General features: G+C 72.3%; 8 protein-coding genes. 4 read left to right on the forward strand and 4 right to left on the reverse strand.

Translation table 11 applies throughout. The annotated features are described in order from the left end of the window. Nucleotides 1-4399, forward strand: a 4399-nt coding sequence (locus tag ABZ725_RS43620; RefSeq protein WP_358807909.1) for a thioester reductase domain-containing protein, incomplete at its 5' end; no start/stop codon positions are given. 103 nt (nucleotides 4400-4502) lie between these two features. Here ABZ725_RS43620 and ABZ725_RS43625 read toward each other — a convergent pair. The 3 genes from ABZ725_RS43625 to ABZ725_RS43635 all read right to left on the reverse strand — a co-directional run bounded on the left by ABZ725_RS43625 (nucleotide 4503) and on the right by ABZ725_RS43635 (nucleotide 11507). Then, the gene (locus ABZ725_RS43625; protein WP_358807910.1) at nucleotides 4503-5501 is read right to left on the reverse strand and encodes a helix-turn-helix domain-containing protein; all 999 of its coding nucleotides are present in this window, start codon (nucleotides 5499-5501) and stop codon (nucleotides 4503-4505) included. Between the two features lie 143 nt (nucleotides 5502-5644). Continuing rightward, a complete protein-coding gene (locus ABZ725_RS43630; protein WP_358807911.1) occupies nucleotides 5645-9418 on the reverse strand; it encodes a S8 family serine peptidase in 3774 nt (1257 codons plus the stop codon). Between the two features lie 193 nt (nucleotides 9419-9611). Next, nucleotides 9612-11507: an ABC transporter ATP-binding protein gene (locus ABZ725_RS43635; RefSeq protein ID WP_358808051.1), complete on the reverse strand. Its 1896-nt coding sequence runs from the start codon at nucleotides 11505-11507 to the stop codon at nucleotides 9612-9614. Nucleotides 11508-11713: 206 nt separating this feature from the next. On the opposite strand from ABZ725_RS43635, the gene ABZ725_RS43640 reads away from it, so the two are divergent. Continuing rightward, nucleotides 11714-12679 carry a lysylphosphatidylglycerol synthase transmembrane domain-containing protein gene (locus tag ABZ725_RS43640; protein WP_358807912.1) on the forward strand — a complete coding sequence of 322 codons (966 nt, stop codon included), beginning with the start codon at nucleotides 11714-11716 and terminating at the stop codon, nucleotides 12677-12679. 233 nt (nucleotides 12680-12912) lie between these two features. Further along, nucleotides 12913-14010, forward strand: coding sequence for a mechanosensitive ion channel family protein (locus ABZ725_RS43645; protein WP_358807913.1), 1098 nt, complete (start codon nucleotides 12913-12915; stop codon nucleotides 14008-14010). Between the two features lie 4 nt (nucleotides 14011-14014). On the opposite strand, the gene ABZ725_RS43650 is transcribed toward ABZ725_RS43645, so the two are convergent. Continuing rightward, nucleotides 14015-15580, reverse strand: coding sequence for a M1 family metallopeptidase (locus tag ABZ725_RS43650; protein ID WP_358807914.1), 1566 nt, complete (start codon nucleotides 15578-15580; stop codon nucleotides 14015-14017). A gap of 204 nt (nucleotides 15581-15784) precedes the next feature. Between ABZ725_RS43650 and ABZ725_RS43655 the strand changes: the two genes are divergently transcribed. Beyond that, on the forward strand, nucleotides 15785-18004 hold the full coding sequence (locus tag ABZ725_RS43655) for an NADP-dependent isocitrate dehydrogenase (RefSeq protein ID WP_358807915.1): 2220 nt from the start codon (nucleotides 15785-15787) through the stop codon (nucleotides 18002-18004). Nucleotides 18005-18130: the final 126 nt, after the last annotated feature.

Consider the following 18130-nt stretch of genomic DNA (forward strand, 5'->3'; position numbering starts at 1 on the left):
CGACGCCTGCCGGGTCGTGGCCGCCCGGGGCCGGCTCATGCAGGCCCTTCCCCCCGGCGGCGCGATGATCGCCGTCCAGGCCACCGAAGTTGAGGCCGAGGAACTCCTGCACGGACACGAGACCCTCGCCGGGATCGCCGCCGTCAACGGCCCCCACGCCGTGGTGATCTCCGGCGCCGAGGACACCGTCACCGCCCTCGCCGAAACCCTCCGCAGCCAGGGACGCAAGACCAACCGCCTCACCGTCAGCCACGCCTTCCACTCCCCCCTGATGGACCCGGTCCTCAAGGAGTTCACGGCCGTGCTGGAGACGGTGGACTTCGCCGAGCCGGTCGTCCCGATGGCCGCCGACACGGCAGAGGTCTGCTCCGTCGAGTACTGGGCGGGGCATGTGCGCCGGCCCGTGCGATTCGCCCAGCACCTGACCCGACTGGCCGAGCGCGGGGTGAGCCGGTTCCTGGAGATCGGCCCCGACGGCGTGCTCAGCGCGATGGGTCCGCAGAGCGTCGACGCGACCTTCACCGCACTGCAACGCCGGGACCAGCCCCAGGTCCGAACCGCCCTCACCGCGCTCGCCCACCTCCACACCCACGGCCACACCATGGACTGGCAGCGCCTGTTCGCCCCCGGCACGGCCACCGCCGTCGACCTGCCGACCTACCCCTTCCAGCACCAGAACTACTGGCTGGACAGCACGTCGACGGGCGCGCGGAACACCGTCGGGCTCGGTCTGAAGGAGCCGGGACACCCGCTGCTGACCACGGCCATCGAGCTCGCCGGCGGGGACGGCGCGGTGTTCACCGGGCGGCTCTCGCTGCACACCCACCCCTGGCTCGCCGACCACCGCGTGGGCGGGACGGCGACGCTGCCCTCGGCGGTCGTCGCCGAGCTGGCGGTCCGGGCCGGGGACGAGGTCGGCTGCTCCGGCGTCGCCGACCTGACGATCGACACCCCGCTGACCGTCCCGGACAGCGGCGGAGTGCAGGTGCAGGTGACCCTCGGCGCACCCGGCGAGGACGGCAGCCGGCGGATCGCCGTCGGCTCCCGGCCGGACCGGGCCGACCCGGACGCGTCCTGGGAGGTGCATGCCACCGGCCTGCTCACCGAGCCGACACCCCCGCCCGCGGTCCTCCTCGACGCCTGGCCGCCGCCCGACGCGACCCCGGCCCCGCTCGACGACTTCTATCAGCGGCTCGAGGAGAAGGGCTACTCGCACGGGCCGGCGTTCCAGGGGCTGCGGGCGATGTGGCAGCGGGGCGAGGACCTGTTCGCGGAGGTGCGTCTCCCCGAGGACACGGACGCGGACACGTTCGGGGTCCATCCCGCGCTGCTCGACTCCGCGCTGCACCCGCTGCTCGCCGTCGGCCACGACACCGCCGGTCTGTCCTGGCACGGGTTCGACCTGCACGCCGTCGGTCCGCGCACACTCCGGGTCTGGATCAGGCCCAAGGGCCAGGACGCGTTCCGGCTGTGGCTGGCCGACGACGCCGGCGAACCGGTCGCGGAGGTCCGCGCCCTGAAGCGGCGCCCGGCGGCCGTCGCCGCACAAGCCTCAGAGGCCTCAGGACTCGACGATGCGACGGGCGACTCCCTGTTCCACGTGGTCTGGTCGCCGGTCGTCCTCCCCGAACCGGAGGACCTCGTCCCCGCCCGTCTGGCCGTGCTGGGAGACACCCTGTCGGCCGGCCTCGGGCCTCGCGTCGCGCATGTCGCGGACGCCGGCGAGGACATCGTCGTCGCCCTCATCGACGAGGCGGCCGGACGGGATCCGGCGGAGGCGGCGCACCGCAGCACCGGGCGGGCGCTGGAGCTGGTGCAGGACGCGCTGGCGTGCGGGACGTCCCGGCTCGTGCTGGTCACGACCGACGCCGTCGCCACCCACGACGGCGAGGACGTCGAGCTCGGCTCGGCCCCGGTGTGGGGTCTGGTCAGATCGGCCCAGGCCGAGAACCCCGGCCGCATCACGCTGATCGACCTGGACGGCGACCCGGCGAGCGCCGAGCGGCTCCCGCTCGCCATCGCGTCCGGCCACGAGCAGCTGGCCGTCCGCGCGGGACGGGCGAGCACCCCCCGGCTGGCCAGGGTGCGGGCGGCGGGCGCAGCGGCACGGCCGGAACTCCGGCCGGAGGGCACGGTCCTCGTCAGCGGCGGCACCGGCGCGCTGGGCGGCCTCTTCGCCCGGCACCTGGTCGCCGTATACGGCGTCACCCACCTGCTCCTGACCAGCCGACGAGGCCCCGACGCCCCCGGAGCGGGCGAACTCGCCGAGGAACTCACCGCCCTCGGCGCCACCGTCCGGACCGTCGCCTGCGACCTCACCGACCGGGCGGCGGTGGCCGGGCTGATCGACTCGATCCCGGTGGAGCACCCGCTGACCGGCGTCGTGCACACCGCAGGCGTCATCGACGACGGCATCGTCACCGCGCTCACCCCCGACCGGGTCTCCGCCGTGCTGCGCCCCAAGGTGGACGCCGCCTGGCATCTGCACGAGCTGACCGCGGGCATGGACCTCGCGATGTTCGTGCTGTTCTCCTCCGTCGCCGGTGTCGTCGGCTCGCCGGGACAGGCGAACTACTCGGCCGCCAACCTGTTCCTCGACGGGCTCGCGCAGCACCGCAGGGCGCACGGGCTGCCGGCCGACTCCCTGGCCTGGGCGGCGTGGGCGCAGCAGCACGGCATGGCGTCCCGGCTGTCCGAGGTGGACTGGAACCGGGCGACGCAGTCCGGCCTGCGGCCCATCTCACCGGCCGAGGGTCCCGCGCTGTTCGACGCGGCGCTCGCCTCCGCACACCCGACGACGGTGCCGATGCACCTCGACGTCGCCCTGATCGCGCGGCAACCGGGCCCGGTCCTGCCGGTGTTGCGGGGTCTGGTGCGCAGGCCGGCCCGGCGCGTGGTCACCGCGACGGCCCAGAACACCGGGCTGCTCGCGGCACGCCTCGCCCCGCTCGACGAGTCCGGTCGGCAGGAGCTCCTGCTCGACCTGGTGCGCACCGCGGCGGCCACGATCCTCGGCCACGGCGGAACCGACGGCATCACCGCCACCAGCGCCTTCACCGCGCTCGGCTTCGACTCGCTGACCGCGGTCGAGCTGCGCAACCGGCTCGAGGGCGAGACGGGCCTGCGCCTCGCGCCGACCCTGCTGTTCGACCACAACACCCCCGCGGCGCTGGTCGAGTACCTGGGAGCGGAGCTCGCACGCCGGACCGAGGGCTCCACGCGGTCCGCGGTGGACTTCGCGGCCGAGGTGCGGCTCGCCGCGGACGTGGTCCCGGCCGAGGACGTCGTCACCGTGGTCGCCGACCCCGGGCAGGTGTTCCTCACGGGCGCGACCGGGTTCGTCGGGGCCTTCCTGCTCAGGGACCTGATGCGGTCGACCGGGGCCACCGTGCACTGTCTGGTGCGAGGGACCGACGAGGCGACCGCGCTCGGCCGGCTGCGCGCCAACCTGACCTGGTACGGGATCTGGGACGAGATCGACGGCGACCGGCTGTCGGTCGTCACCGGCGACCTCGCCGAGCCGCGCTTCGGCCTCGACGCGGAGCGGTTCGACCGGCTCGCCCGGGAGGTCGACGTGGTCTACCACGCGGGCGCCACGGTCAACTGGCTGCACCCGTACCCGTCGTTGAAGGCCGCCAACGTGACCGGCACCGAGGAGGCGCTGCGGCTCGCCGCGCTGCACCGGACGGTCCCGTTGCACTACGTGTCGAGCACCGGCGTCTTCGCCCGGCCTGCGCCCGACGGCGCCGGGCTGTCGCCGCAGGACCCCACCGGTCCGCCGGAGGAGCTGACCAACGGGTACCGGCAGAGCAAATACGTAGCCGAGAAGATCATCGGGCTGGCCAGGGAGCGCGGGCTGCCCGTGTCGATCTACCGGGCCGACGTCGTCTCGGGCGCGCAGACCAACGGCGCCTGTCAGACCCGTGACTTCGTCTGGCTGAGCCTGAAGGGCAGTCTGCAGGCGCGGGCGCTGCCGGCCGGCGCGAACGCGTTGTTCCCGATGGTGCCGGTGGACTACGTCAGCGCGGCCGTCCTGGCGCTGTCCCGCACGGCGAACGGCGAGACGTTCCATCTGTTCAACCCGGTGGCGATCGGTTTCGCGGACATGGTGGCGCGGCTGCGCGAGTCCGGCTACGTCCTGGACGAGGTGTCCTGGGACGAGTTCGTCGCCACCGTCCGCGCGGACCGGGACAACGCGCTCTTCCCGGTGATCGACATCTTCCGCAGCTATATGACCGCGGGCGAGGCCCTGTACATGCGGATGGACGTCGGCGCGACGGAGGCCGCGCTGGCCGGCACGGGCATCGTCTGCCCGGAGATCGACGCCGAACTGTTCGGCAGGTACACGGAGTTCTTCGCCGGAGCCGGCTACTTCCCGGCCCCGGTGAAGCTCGGGTAGGCGCCCCCGCGATCGCCCTCCGATCGCCCTCCCCGATCGCCTCCTCGTTCCGTGCGGACGGCCCTTCGCACGGAACGAGGAGGACCACCCGACGGGCCGTTCGTCAGAGCCAACCCCGCCGGGCCGCCTGCCAGGCGAGCTGCATGCGGGTGCCGGCTCCGGCGAGTTCCATGAGGTGCTGGACACGGCGCTGGACCGTCCTCCTGCTGAGGCTCAGCTGGGAGGCGATCGCCTTGTCCGCCACCCCGGCGACCAGCAAGGACAGCAGTTTCCGGTCCGTCGGGGAGAGCGATCCGGAGGTACTGGAGTCATCGGCTTCCAGGGCGCCCGTATCCGCGACGGTGAGCGGGACGGCGTTCTCCCAGTAGCTCTCGAACAGAGCGACCAGGGCGCTCAGCAGATTGCTGTCGCGTACCAGCGCGGTGGTCGGTTCCTCGGGGTTGCCGTTGGGGCCGCCGGGGACCAGCGGGAAGACGGCGACCGAGCGGTCCGCGATCGCGAGCCGGAGCGGCAGTTGAGGCACCGCGCGGGCCTTCTCGCCGGCCCGGACTCCGGCCACCACGTTCTCCACGGCGCCCTCGTCCGCGAAGAAGTCCTTCTCGTACAGCACGCGGTACGAGACTCCGCGGGCCAGCGCCTCGTACTCCTCCGTGTTGGTGCCCGAGGGCATCGCCACGTACTGCGCCTTGCACAGCCACAGCATCTCCTGCCTCGAGTCGGCCTGGATCCGTCTCAGGTGCTGGCGCAGGGCCTCCGCGCCGGTGATGACTTCGAGCAGCTGCCCGGCATCGTGCCGTCGTGCCGTCTCGCGGTAGGTCTCGACCAGCCGGCCCGCTTCCATCTGGGCGACGTGCAGAGCGTCGGCGTTGTCCTTGATGCGGGGAAGGAGGGCGACGTCCGGAGGGACGGCACGGAACAGGCGCGGCGTGCCGTCGGTGCGGGTGGCCAGCCCCATGACAGTCAGCGTCTCGAGGACCCGTAGGCCCTCGGCGCGCGTCGTCCCGGTGCGCTCGGCGACGTCGTCGACCGTGGCCCGGCCGAAGGTCACCAGGAGCCGGTAGACGGACTCCTGTTCCGGAGAAAGGCCAACTGCTTCCAGCACCCCGCGCGCCCTCCCCGGTACCCATGGCGTGGACTGTTCAAGACTGTACTGCAAGGGACGGGAAGCCTCTTGTGTGACCGGGGTGGGGGGCAAGGGCTGCGGGGGCGGGCCGTCATGGCCCGCCCCCGCAGAGTCCGACACTGCTACCGGTGCTGCGCGAACGCGCGCCGGACGGTCTGACGGACACTGTTGCCGGCGGCGTCCCGCGCGGTGACGCGGAGCGTCACATACGCCTCCTTCCGCTCCTTCGGCAGGCCGCGGACCACGGCGCGGAAGGTGTTCGGGCCGCGCTCGCGCACCTCGGCGGTCTGCCAGGTGCGTCCGTCGTCGTAGGAGGTCTCGACGCGGGCGGTGACTCCTCGCGGCGCAGGCAGTCCGTCCTGCGAGCGCACCGTGACGCCGAGGTCGTAGCCGCCGGCCGTGGGGAGCGTGTTGTGCACGTCGACCGGTGCGGCGTAGTCGAGTTGCAGCAGGGCCAGCGGTGTGGCGCCGTCGGTCCTCCCCGAGCGGAACGACCAGGAGGTGAAGGTGCCGGTGGCGTATTGCCAGTCGGGGGAGTTCCGGTTCGTCGTGAGATCGAGACGGTAGTCGGCCGCGTCGGCGGGCACCTCCGCGTCCGCCCAGCCGGAACCGAGGTCCAGGAGCTTTTTGCCGTCGCGGTACAGCACGGCCGTGGCGGTGTCTCCGGACGGGACGGCGTCCGAGGCGCCGACGCCGCCCGAGTCCGTCAGCCGCGACCAGTGACCCGACTGCGAGTCCGTGAACTCCGGGATGCGCAGCCGCAGGAGACCTCCCTCCCGCACCGTCGGCGTCGTGGTTCCCCGGGGGATCGACGGGCGCACGACCGCACCCTGCCATGTCTGAGCCGTCTCGGCGCCGGCACGGTAGGTGCGGGGGTTGTCGCGCATGCCGTTGCCGAGCTGCTGATCGGGGTCGTACGACACGGTGTGGTGGACGAGGTGCTGCCAGGTCGTGTCACCGGCGCTGACGTACTCGGTCCGCTTGAAGCCGGTCGGCACATAGCGGGTGTACTGCAGCCAGGCCGTCTGCTGGGCGGGCCGCCAGCCGAAGCGTTGCTCGCTCGCCCAGCCGGAGCCGTTGTTGGCCGCGTACGTGCTGTGCACCACCGCGCTGTTGGACTTGCCGACGGTGTACGTGACGTGCTCGGGGACGCGCTGGGCGGAGACCTGCGTGACGTCGTACAGGTAGGGGCTGCGCGCGGTGCCCTGGAAGGTCACCTTGGTGACACGGCGGTGGATCCGCTCCAGCAGGGCCGCTCCCGTGTCGGCCCCGACCCGGACGGTGGGCAGCGACCAGCGGTCGCCGTCCGGTTGCCACCTGGTCCAGGGATTGTCGCTGAAGTGAACGACGAGCACGGCACGGGCGCCCGCCGCCGCGATCTGTGCGATGAGCTGCCGGCCGCCCGACCCCGCCTCGTCGGTGACGACCGCGAGCTTGCCGCGGACATGCTTCAGGACGGGCCGGTCGGCGTCGCCCGCGTCGACGGCCGTCAGCGTGGCTCCGCTGTCGCCGAACGTCGGGGAGGCGGGCATGTAGTAGGAGTCCAGCTTGCCCGGCAGGCCGGTGGCGGTGGTCTCCAGGAGCGGCGCGACGAGCTGCCACCGGGACACGAACTCGAAGGCGCCGTCCTTGACGGCAGCCGTCGGACTGACGTACAGCCGTTTCGCGTTGTCGAAGAACATCGTGCCCTGAAGCAGGCCGTTGCCGCCGATGGAGCGGTACGTCTGATAGCTGAGGATGCCGCGCTGCTCGGCGGGCCTGGGCGTGCGGATGTCGACCCGAGTGGTCCTGCGGGCGTCGACGGTGACGGTCATGTCCTGGGTGACCTTCACCTCGGGAAGCACCACTTCGCGCAGTTCCTGGCCGTCGTGCGCGGTGGTCAGGAAGGTGGAGCTCACCTGGTAGGTGCCCTCTTCGACCTCCGCGACGGCCCTGTCGCGGTCTGTGTACGCGGCGAAGCCGTCGGCGCCCCAGATCGTCGGCAGGGCGCCGGGGACGAGCCGGCCCTGCGTGTCGTACGTCCGCACGGTGAGCCGGTGCGTGGGACCGTGCACGACCAGACCGAGGGTGGTGTGCACGGGTTTCCCGGTGGCCGGGGTGGCGGTGACGTAGCCGTAGTACTTGCCCTGTCCGGCCCTGCCCGGGTCGACGGTCAGGGGGACCTGCGCCGTCCCGCCCGCGGGGACGCGTACCGAGGTCGTGCCGAGCTCGAGCGCATCCGCCGGGACGGCTTTCCCGCCGGCGTCGGCCAGTGTCGGCTCCAGGGAGAGGGTGATCTCGGCGCCGGAGGTGTTGGCGTACTCCAGCGTGGCGGTGCGCGGCTGGGCTCCGACCTCGACGGATCCGAGGGGGACGGTGCCCGTCGCGACGACCGGGCCCAGCACTGCGGCGGCCGCGTCGATGCGCCCGCCGCCCTGCTCGGTGACCTTCTGGCCGGGGATCGTCCGTGCGCTGCCGATGAGCGCGTCCTTGATCCGCGAACCGCTCCAGTCGGGATGCCGCTGGGCGATCAGGGCCGCGGCGCCCGCCACGTGCGGAGTGGCCATCGAGGTGCCGGAGGCCGCCACGTAGTACGCGTCGACCGGATCGCCCATCGTGGTGCCGGCGGCGCGCGCCGCGACGATGCCGACGCCGGGGGCGGTCACGTCCGGTTTGACCGCACCGTCGCCGAGCCGGGGTCCCCGGCTGGAGAAGGCCGCCAGTGCGTCGGCATCGTCCACCGCGCCGACCGTCAGGGCCTCGTCGGCCGCGCCCGGTGAGCCGACGGCGCCCGGACCGGCCGCACCGCTGTTGCCGGCCGCGACCACGAACAGCGCCCCGGTGCTGCGGCTGATCTCGTTCAGCGCCTGGCTCATCGGGTCCGTGCCGTCGCTGGGCTGTTCGGAACCGAGGCTCATGCTGATGATCTCGGCGCCCTCGGCCGCCGCCCATTCCATGCCCGCGATCACCTGGGACTGCGAGCCGTATCCGTCGTCCCCGAGGACCTTGCCGACGAGCAGGTCCGCGGAGGCGGCGACGCCCTTGCGGGCACCGCCGGACGCGGCGCCGGTCCCGCCGACGATGGACGCCACATGCGTACCGTGGCCGAACACGTCACCGGTGCCGGTGCTGCCGGAGAAGTCCTTGGCCTGTGCGACCCGCCCGACCAGGTCGGGGTGGGACTGGTCCACTCCGGTGTCCAGGACCGCGGTCCTGACGCCCTCGCCGTGATAGCCGGCCGCCCAGACTTCCGGTGCGCCGATCTGACCGGTGCTGCGGTCCAGGACCGCGCCGACCCGGCCGTCGAGCCAGACACGGGGGACCGCGGCGAGGGCGGAGCCCGTCGTCCGCTCCCCGTTCGGGGTGAGTTCGTCCCAGAACCGGCCCAGGTCGTCCTGCGCGACACGCAGGGACCGCGCATCGATGCTGTCGAGTTCGCGCACCGTCCCGTCCGGGTCGGCGAAGCCGGTGAGCTTGCGCACGGTCGGGGCCGGGGCCCGTTCCGAGCGGTCCACGATCAGCGGCAGCACCGTCGTGTGCGCCTCGTCGTAGCGCTGTGCCACGAGCGCGGTGACGTCGAACAACTCCCTGTCCAGACGGCCGGTGGAGACCAGCGGCTCCGCGTCGGAGGGCAGCACCGTCACATGGCCGTCCTGCTCGACCGTGCGGAAAACGATGTCACCGCGCCCGGCGCCGGGCACGATCGAGGCCGTCTGCCGACCGTCGGACGCCGTGGCCACCGTGACCGTGTCACCGGTGATCAGATGTACCGTCGCCCGGCTTCCGGCGGCGGGCGCGGGCGCGGGCGCGGCCATGGAGCCTGGCGGAGGAACGGTGCGTGCCGACACCGGTGTCACAGTTGCGGCGGCGAGCGCGAGGCCCACCGCCAGGGGCACCACCAAACGGATCGGTCTCATCGGTCTCGTGCTCTCCTCGGGACGCGGATTGCGGTTCACACGCTTGCCAGAATCCGGTGACGGCAATCCGGTGTCACCGCATCCCGGTGGCACAGGTGAGACATGGCGCAACTGCGACAGCGCCGGCGAGGGCCGCCCGGCGCCGTCGCCCGCCGGCGCGCCCGCGGCACGGACGCCACCGGCTGACCGGACCTCAGAGCACGGCCGGCACGGTCGCTGCCCCCGCCCCCGCCCCCGGCTGCTCGAACTGGGTCCGGTACAGCTCCGCGTAGCGTCCGTCGGCCGCCAACAGCCCCTCGTGCGTGCCGCGTTCGACGACCCGGCCGGCTTCGATCACGAGGATCAGGTCGGCGGCGCGCACGGTGGACAGGCGGTGGGCGATGACGATCGCGGTGCGGTCCGCGAGCGCTTCGGCGAGGGCCTCCTGGACGGCCGCCTCGGAGGTGTTGTCGAGGTGCGCGGTGGCCTCGTCGAGGATGACGACGCGCTGACCGGCCAGCAGCAGCCGGGCGATGGTCATGCGCTGGCGTTCGCCGCCGGAGAGCCGGTAGCCGCGCTCGCCGACGACCGTGTCCAGGCCGTCGGGCAGGGAGCGGACGAGGTCGTCGAGGCGGGCGCGGCGCAGGGCGTCCCACAGGTCGTCCTCGGTGGCCGAGGGGCCGGCGAGCAGGAGGTTGGCGCGGACGGTGTCGTGGAAGAGGTGGCCGTCCTGGGTGACCATGCCGAGGGTGGCCCGCACGGAAACCGCGCTCAGGTCGCGGACGTCGACCCCGCCGATCCGGACGGCGCCCGCGTCGACGTCGTACAGGCGCGGCAGGAGCTGGGCGATCGTCGACTTGCCGGCGCCGGAGGAGCCGACGAGGGCGACGGTCTGCCCGGGTTCGGCGCGGAAGGAGACGCCGTGCAGGACCTCGGCGCCGCCGCGGGTGTCGAGGGAGGCGACCTCCTCCAGGGAGGCGAGGGAGACCTTGTCGGCGGACGGATAGCCGAAGCGGACGTCCTCGAACTCGACGGCGACGGGGCCCTCGGGCACCTCGCGGGCGTCCGGTTTCTCCTCGATGAGCGGTTTCAGGTCGAGCACCTCGAAGACCCGCTCGAAGCTGACCAGGGCGCTCATCACCTCCACCCGGGCCCCGGCGAGGGCGGTGAGCGGGGCGTAGAGGCGGGTCAGCAGCAGGGCGAGGGCGACGACGGCGCCCGGTTCGAGGGAGCCCTCGAGGGCGAGGTGGCCGCCGAGTCCGTAGACGAGGGCGAGGGCCAGGGCGGAGACGAGGGTCAGGGCGGTGATGAAGAGCGACTGGGCGGTGGCCGTGCGGACGCCGATGTCCCGCACCCGGGCCGCCCGGGCCGCGAACTCCGCGGACTCCTGCTCCGGGCGGCCGAACAGCTTGACGAGGGTGGCGCCGGGCGCGGAGAAGCGCTCGGTCATCCGGGTGCCCATCGCCGCGTTGAGCTCGGCGGCCTCCCGCTGCATTCCGGCCATCCGGTTGCCCATCCGCCGCGCCGGGACGACGAACACCGGCAGCAGGGCCAGCGAGAGCAGCGTGACCTGCCAGGACAGGGTGAGCATGACGACGAGGGTGAGCACCAGGGTCACCAGGTTGGAGACCACTCCGGAGAGCGTGTTGCTGAAGGCGCGCTGGGCGCCGATCACGTCGTTGTTGAGTCGGGAGACGAGCGCCCCCGTACGGGTACGTGTGAAGAACGCGACCGGCATCCGCTGCACATGATCGAACACGGCCGTGCGCAGATCGAGGATGAGCCCCTCCCCGAGCGTCGCCGACAGCCTCCTGCCGAGGATGCCGAGCGCCGCCTCGAGCACCGCGATGAGCGCGATGAGCAGGGCCAGGCGGACGACCGTGCCCGCGTCGCCGTGCGACACGATCGCGTCGACGACCCGTCCGGCGAGGACGGGGGTGGCGACGGCGAGCAGCGCGGTCAGCACCCCCAGCACGACGAACTGCGCGATGCGGCGGCGGTGCGGGCGGGCGAACGCGCCGATGCGGCGCAGCGTCACCGGGTCGAAGGGGCGGCGTTCCTGCTGGGCGTTCATGACGCTGTACAACTGCGTCCAGGCGGTGGTCTCCATGCTCATGAGTGCGACCGTAGAACCTCGAGCAACCTTGAGGTCAAGATTCTTCCCCAGGATCCGCCTCGTCCCCCGAATCCCCCACGTCCCCCGAATCCGCCGTATTCCCCGCATCCCCCGCTGCGAAGGACCCGATGACCGTACGTAATGTCCCGTCCCCGCTCCCGCAACCCGTAGTTGGCGCCGTGCGGAGAACCTCTCCGAGTGTGACAGCGGTTCCCCTTCCCCCCGTCAGGCCGGCCCGTCGACTCCCCGTCCGCCAGATCCTGTGTCTGCTCCCGCTCCTGCTGGTCGCCGTGGTCGCGGTGCAGCACCGGTCCGTCCTCGCCGAGGGCTTCGGGCATCTGCGGCAGGCCGAGTGGCCCTGGCTGCTGGCCGCGGTCGGGGCGACCTGTCTGACCTGGGTCGCGGCTGCGGTCACCCGGCAGGGCGCGGTCGTGCAGCGGCTGCCCGGACGGCGGCTGCTGGCGACCCAGTTCGCCGCTGGCGCGGCCAACCACCTGCTGCCGACGGGCCTCGGCGCGAGCGCGGTCAACCTGCGGTTCATGACCGTGTGCGGGGTTCCGCTGGCCCGCTCCTCGGCGGCCCTCGGGCTGTATCTGCTGGCGGAGGGCGTGGCCCGGGTGGGCCTGCTGACCGTGCTGCTGCTCGTCTTCCCCGACGCGCTGCGGCTCGGCTCCCTGCTGCCCGACGCGGCGCTCGGTCCGCTGCTGGGCGGCCTCGCGGCGGCCGTGCTGCTGGCGGCGGGCGTGCTCACCTTCGTCCGGCGGGTGCGGTCGGCGGTGTGGAGCTTCCTGCGCACCGCGCTCGGCGAGGCGCGCTCGGTGCACTGCCGTCCGTCCCGGGCGCTGGCCCTGTGGGGCGGCTCCCTGGCGTTCCCGGTGCTGCAGGCGGCCGGACTCGCCGCGGTGGGACACGCGTTGGGGCTGCCGGTGCCGGTCGCGCACATGATGGTCGCGTATCTGGCGGCGACCGTGGCGGTCGCGCTGATCCCGACCCCGGGCGGGATCGGCTCGGTGGAGGCGGCGCTGATCGTGGCGCTGGTGGCGGCGGGCGGGCCGGTGGCGGTCGCCACGGCGGTGGTCCTCGCCTACCGGATCATCACCGTATGGCTGCCGTTGGTGCCGGGCGCGCTGACGCTCGGCGCGCTGGTGCGCATGAAGGTCATCTGACCGGTCCGGTCGTACCGGTCCTCGCCACGGTGTGGTGGTGCGCGGCCCGTCGTTCGTACGGACCACGAACCGCGCAAACCGGCCAACGCGCCTCTGAGCTGCGCCGTCCCGGCATCGCGGCCGGATCCCTCGGGTACGAACTCCTGTGTCGGATACGGCAGGATGAGCGGTTGCGCCCTTCCTCGACGGGGACGGGCGCGACCGCATTTCCCGGAACCGAGCAGGTGACATTTGTGAACCGCGCACTGACCCTGGACGACGGCGTACTCGCCGGAATCGCCCTGGCCACCGGCCTGTTGGCCGCCTTCCTGTCGCGCACGCTGCTGCGCTGGCTGGGGAAGCACGCCAAGCGCACGAAGTGGAGCGGCGACGACGTCGTGGTGGACGCGCTGCGCACCGTGGTGCCGTGGTGCGCGATCGCCGGCGGCGCGGCGGCCGCGGCCGCGCTGCTGCCGCTGACGAAGGGCGTGCAGCACACCGTCAACCAGTGTCTGACGGTGCTGCTGATCTTCGTGGTGACCGTTGCGGCGGCGCGGGTCGTCGCCGGGCTGGTGCAGAACCTGACCACCTCGCGCTCCGGGGTCGCGGGGTCGGCCACGATCTTCGTGAACATCACCCGGATCCTGGTGCTGGCGATCGGTTTCCTGGTCGTGCTGCAGACGTTGGGCATCTCCATAGCCCCGCTGCTCACCGCCCTGGGCGTCGGTGGTCTGGCCGTAGCGCTCGCGCTCCAGGACACCCTCGCGAACCTCTTCGCAGGCATCCACATCCTCGCCTCCAAGACCGTCCAGCGCGGCGACTACATCAAGCTGAGCAGCGGCGAGGAGGGCTACGTCGAGGACATCAACTGGCGGCAGACGACCGTGCGCGCGCTGTCCAACAACCTCGTCGTCATCCCCAACGGGCAGCTCGCGAAGACGAACATGACCAACTACATGCGTCCCGAGCAGGACCTGACGATCCTGGTGCAGGCGGGCGTGGCCTACGACAGCGATCTCGAGCAGGTGGAGCGGGTCACCATGGAGGTCGTCGCCGAGGTCATGACCGGCGTCGACGGCGCGCTCCCGGACCACGAACCCGCCATCCGCTTCCACACCTTCGGCGACTCGCGGATCGGCTTCACGGTGATCCTGGGCGTCGGCGAGTTCAGCGACCAGTACCGGATCAAGCACGAGTTCATCAAGCGTCTGCACCGCCGCTACCGCGAGGAGGGCATCCGGATCCCGGCGCCGGCCCGGACGGTCGCCCTGCAGCAGGGCGCGGTGGTCATCCCGCAGCAGCGCACGGGCGACGACGTCGTGCAGGGCGAGCCGAGCGCCCTGCACGACTGACCGCCTAGAGCGTCGCCGAGTTGTCGTGCGGGCGTGCGCCCGTCCGCTGACGCGGGACGGCGAGGGACGGCGGCACCGGGGTGACCGTCCAGTCCGGATGGCCGGGCATGCGCGGTGTCGTGGTGCCGTACAGCCACTCCCGCAGGAAGCCGGACACGTCCTGTCCGCAGGCGCGTGAGGCGACGGCGATGTAGTCGTCCGTCGACGCCGAGGAGTCGCGGTAGCGGGCCAGGAAGGTCCGCTCGACGGTGTGGAAGGCGTCCTCGCCGATGAGTTGGCGCAGCGCGTACAGGACGAGGACGCCGCCCGTGTAGCGCTGGTTGTCGAAGAGGTTGACCGCGTTCGGGGCGGCGACGGGGCCGGAGGTGTGCCGCCACTGGTCGCCGAGGGCGTACGTGTACTTCATCCGGTCCTCGAACGTGCTGTAGCCGAGCGAGTCGGTCCAGCCTCGCTCGTAGCGGTAGAGCAGCCCGTAGAAGTCGGCGTGGCCCTCGTTGAGCCACAGGTCGGCCCAGCTGGCGGGGCTGACGCTGTTGCCGAAGTAGGAGTGGACCAGCTCGTGCATCATGTGCGAGCCGATCTTGGGCTCCGCCTGGAGCAGGTAGTTCGGCTTGTAGAGGGTGAGGGTCTGGGTCTCCAGGCCGGTGAAGTCGAAGGCCTTCGGGTCGTCGGAGTTGCAGGGCAGCAGCCCGTACGTCTCGAAGGGGTAGGCGCCCAGCCGTGCCTCGATCCACTCGACCAGGCCCGGGGTGAGGGCGAGGGCCGGTTCCAGGGCCTCGGCCCGGGCGGTCGGGACGACGTCGCGCAGCGGCAGTCCGTGCGGCCCCTGCCGCTGCTTCACCACGTAGTCGCCGACGGTGATCTGCGCCAGCTCGGTGGCCATCGGCCGGCGCGAGCGGTAGCTGTACGCGGTCCGGTCGCCGGCCAGGTGCTCGGTGCGCACGAGCGAGCCGTTCGCGACGCCCCGCAGGCCCGCCGGGACGGTGATCCGGAAGGTGAAGTCCGCCTTGTCCGACGGGTGGTCGTTGCAGGGGAACACGGTGTGCGCGGCGTCCGGCTGGGGACAGATCGCGAACCCGTCCGGGGTGGGCACCCACGCGGTGTGCGGGAGGGGGAGGCGGCGCGGGTCCGCCGTGTAGGTCACGCACACGGTGACCCGGGCCCGGGCGGGCAGCGGCCGGGCGGGCGTGATCCGCAGCTTCTCGCCCACCTGTTCGAAGGCGGCGTCGCGGCCGTCGACGCGGACCGTGTGTATGTCCAGGCCCAGGGCGTCGAGCGAGAGCCGGGTGAGGGCCTGGGTCGTGCGCAGTTCCAGGGTCGCCTCGGCGTCGACGAGGGTGGTCGTGGCGTCGTAGGAGAAGTCGAGATGGTAGGAGGCGACGCGGTAGCCGTCGTTGCCGAGGGCGGGATAGACGGGGTCGCCGAGGGTCTCGGGGGCGGGGACGCCGCCCCCGCCCTTGGCGGCCGCCGTGTCCGCCGTGTCCGCGTGGGCCGTGTTCCCCCCGGCCAGGACTGCCGCCGTGCCGATCAGGGCGGCCGCCGGGGCCGTCACTCTGCTGCGATATCTCATGGTCCGCTGGTCCGCTTTCGCTGGGACGGCCGGGTGGTCGGTCCGGCCGTCGGATGAGGTCGACGATCGCCCTGTATGACCGCCGAAACGGACGCTTCGGTTGCACGGGACCCGCCGGCCCTCGGGGAGACCCCTGTCGAGCCGATCCCGTTCACGAGATATCTTGATGTCGAGCAATGTTGCAGACGTGGAGCGGAGCACCCGGTGACTGACTCGACCATCATCTATACGCACACTGACGAGGCCCCGGCCCTGGCGACGTATTCCTTCCTGCCGGTGGTCCAGGCATACGCCTCGCAGGCGGGTGTCGCCGTGACCACGCGGGACATCTCGCTGGCCGGGCGCATCATCGCGGTGTTCCCGGAGTACCTGACCGAGGACCAGCGCATCCCGGACGCGCTGAGCGAGCTCGGCGAGCTGGCCAAGACGCCCGAGGCCAACATCATCAAGCTGCCGAACATCTCGGCGTCGATCCCGCAGCTCAAGGCCGCGGTCGCCGAGCTGCAGGCCCAGGGCTACGCGCTGCCGGCCTACCCGGACGACCCGAAGACCGACGAGGAGCGGGACGTCCAGGCCCGCTACGACAAGGTCAAGGGCTCCGCCGTGAACCCGGTCCTGCGCGAGGGCAACTCCGACCGCCGCGCCCCCGCGTCGGTCAAGAACTACGCCAAGACCCACCCGCACCGCATGGGCGCCTGGTCCGGCGAGTCGAAGACCGACGTCGCGACCATGGGCGAGAACGACTTCCGCTCCACCGAGAAGTCCGCCGTGATCTCCGAGGCCGGCTCGCTGAAGATCGAGCTGGTCGCCGAGGACGGCTCCACCACCGTGCTGCGCGAGTCCGTACCGGTCCTGAAGGACGAGGTCGTCGACGCGTCCGTGCTGCACGTGGCCGAGCTGCGTGAGTTCCTCACCGCGCAGATCGCCCGCGCCAAGGCCGAGGACGTGCTGTTCTCGGTGCACCTCAAGGCCACGATGATGAAGGTCTCCGACCCGATCATCTTCGGTCACGTGGTCCGCGCGTTCTTCCCGAAGACCTTCGAGCAGCACGGCGCGACCCTCGCGGCCGCCGGCCTCTCCCCCAACGACGGCCTCGGCGGCATCCTCAAGGGCCTGGAGTCCCTGCCCGAGGGCGACGCGATCAAGGCGTCCTTCGACGCCGAGCTCGCCGAGGGCCCGGCCCTGGCGATGGTCGACTCCGACAAGGGCATCACCAACCTGCACGTGCCGTCGGACGTCATCGTCGACGCCTCGATGCCGGCGATGATCCGCACCTCCGGTCACATGTGGGGCCCGGACGGCCAGGAGGCCGACACCCTCGCCGTGCTGCCGGACTCGTCCTACTCCGGCGTCTACCAGGCCGTGATCGACGACTGCCGCGCCCACGGCGCCCTCGACCCGGCCACCATGGGCTCGGTCCCGAACGTCGGTCTGATGGCGCAGAAGGCCGAGGAGTACGGCAGCCACGACAAGACGTTCGAGATCCCGGTCGCGGGCACGGTCCGCCTCGTGGACCAGGCCGGCAACACGGTGATCGAGCAGGCCGTCGCCGCCGGCGACATCTTCCGCGCCTGCCAGACCAAGGACGCGCCGATCAGGGACTGGGTGAAGCTGGCCGTCACCCGCGCCCGCGCCACCGGGGACCCGGCCGTGTTCTGGCTGGACGAGACCCGTGCGCACGACGCCCAGCTGATCGCCAAGGTCAACGCGTATCTGCCGGAGCACGACACCGAGGGCCTGGACATCCGCATCCTCGCCCCGGTCGAGGCGACCAAGCTGTCGGTGGAGCGCATCCGCCGCGGCGAGAACACGATCTCCGTCACCGGCAACGTGCTGCGCGACTACCTCACCGACCTCTTCCCCATCCTGGAGCTGGGCACCAGCGCCAAGATGCTGTCGGTCGTCCCGCTGATGGCGGGCGGCGGCCTGTTCGAGACGGGCGCGGGCGGCTCCGCCCCGAAGCACGTCCAGCAGCTGGTCAAGGAGAACTACCTGCGCTGGGACTCCCTCGGTGAGTTCTTCGCGCTGGTCCCGTCCCTGGAGCAGTGCGCGACGGCCACCGGCAACACCCGCGCCAAGGTCCTCGCCGACACCCTCGACCGCGCCACGGCGACCTTCCTCGACGAGGACAAGTCCCCGACCCGTCGCGTCGGCGGCATCGACAACCGCGGCAGCCACTTCTACCTGTCCCTGTACTGGGCCCAGGAGCTCGCGGCGCAGACCGACGACGCGGACCTGGCGAAGGCGTTCGCGTCCCTCGCCGAGACGCTGGCCGCGAACGAGCAGACCATCGTCGACGAGCTGAACGCCGTCCAGGGCAAGCCGGCCGACATCGGCGGCTACTACCAGCCCGACCCGGCCAAGGCGGCGGCCGTCATGCGCCCGTCCACCACCTGGAACGAGGCCCTGGCCACCCTGAACTGACCCGCTGACGCACCCGCCCTGCGCCCCGACCGGCACCAGCCCGGCCGGGGCGCAGGTCTGTCCTTTCGTCCCGTCCGGGAGTCCCGGTCCGGGAGTCCCTGCCCAGGAGTCCCCGTCCGGGGGTCC

Origin of the sequence: Streptomyces sp. NPDC006872 (assembly GCF_040635845.1) — a bacterium.
GTDB lineage: Bacteria > Actinomycetota > Actinomycetes > Streptomycetales > Streptomycetaceae > Streptomyces.

What these genes read in the sequence shown, in the direction of transcription:
- ABZ725_RS43630 (WP_358807911.1), bottom strand. Translation starts at nt 9,418, where the DNA reads ATGAGACCGATCCGTTTGGTGGTGCCCCTGGCGGTGGGCCTCGCGCTC.
- ABZ725_RS43635 (WP_358808051.1), bottom strand. Translation starts at nt 11,507, where the DNA reads ATGGAGACCACCGCCTGGACGCAGTTGTACAGCGTCATGAACGCCCAG.
- ABZ725_RS43650 (WP_358807914.1), bottom strand. Translation starts at nt 15,580, where the DNA reads ATGAGATATCGCAGCAGAGTGACGGCCCCGGCGGCCGCCCTGATCGGC.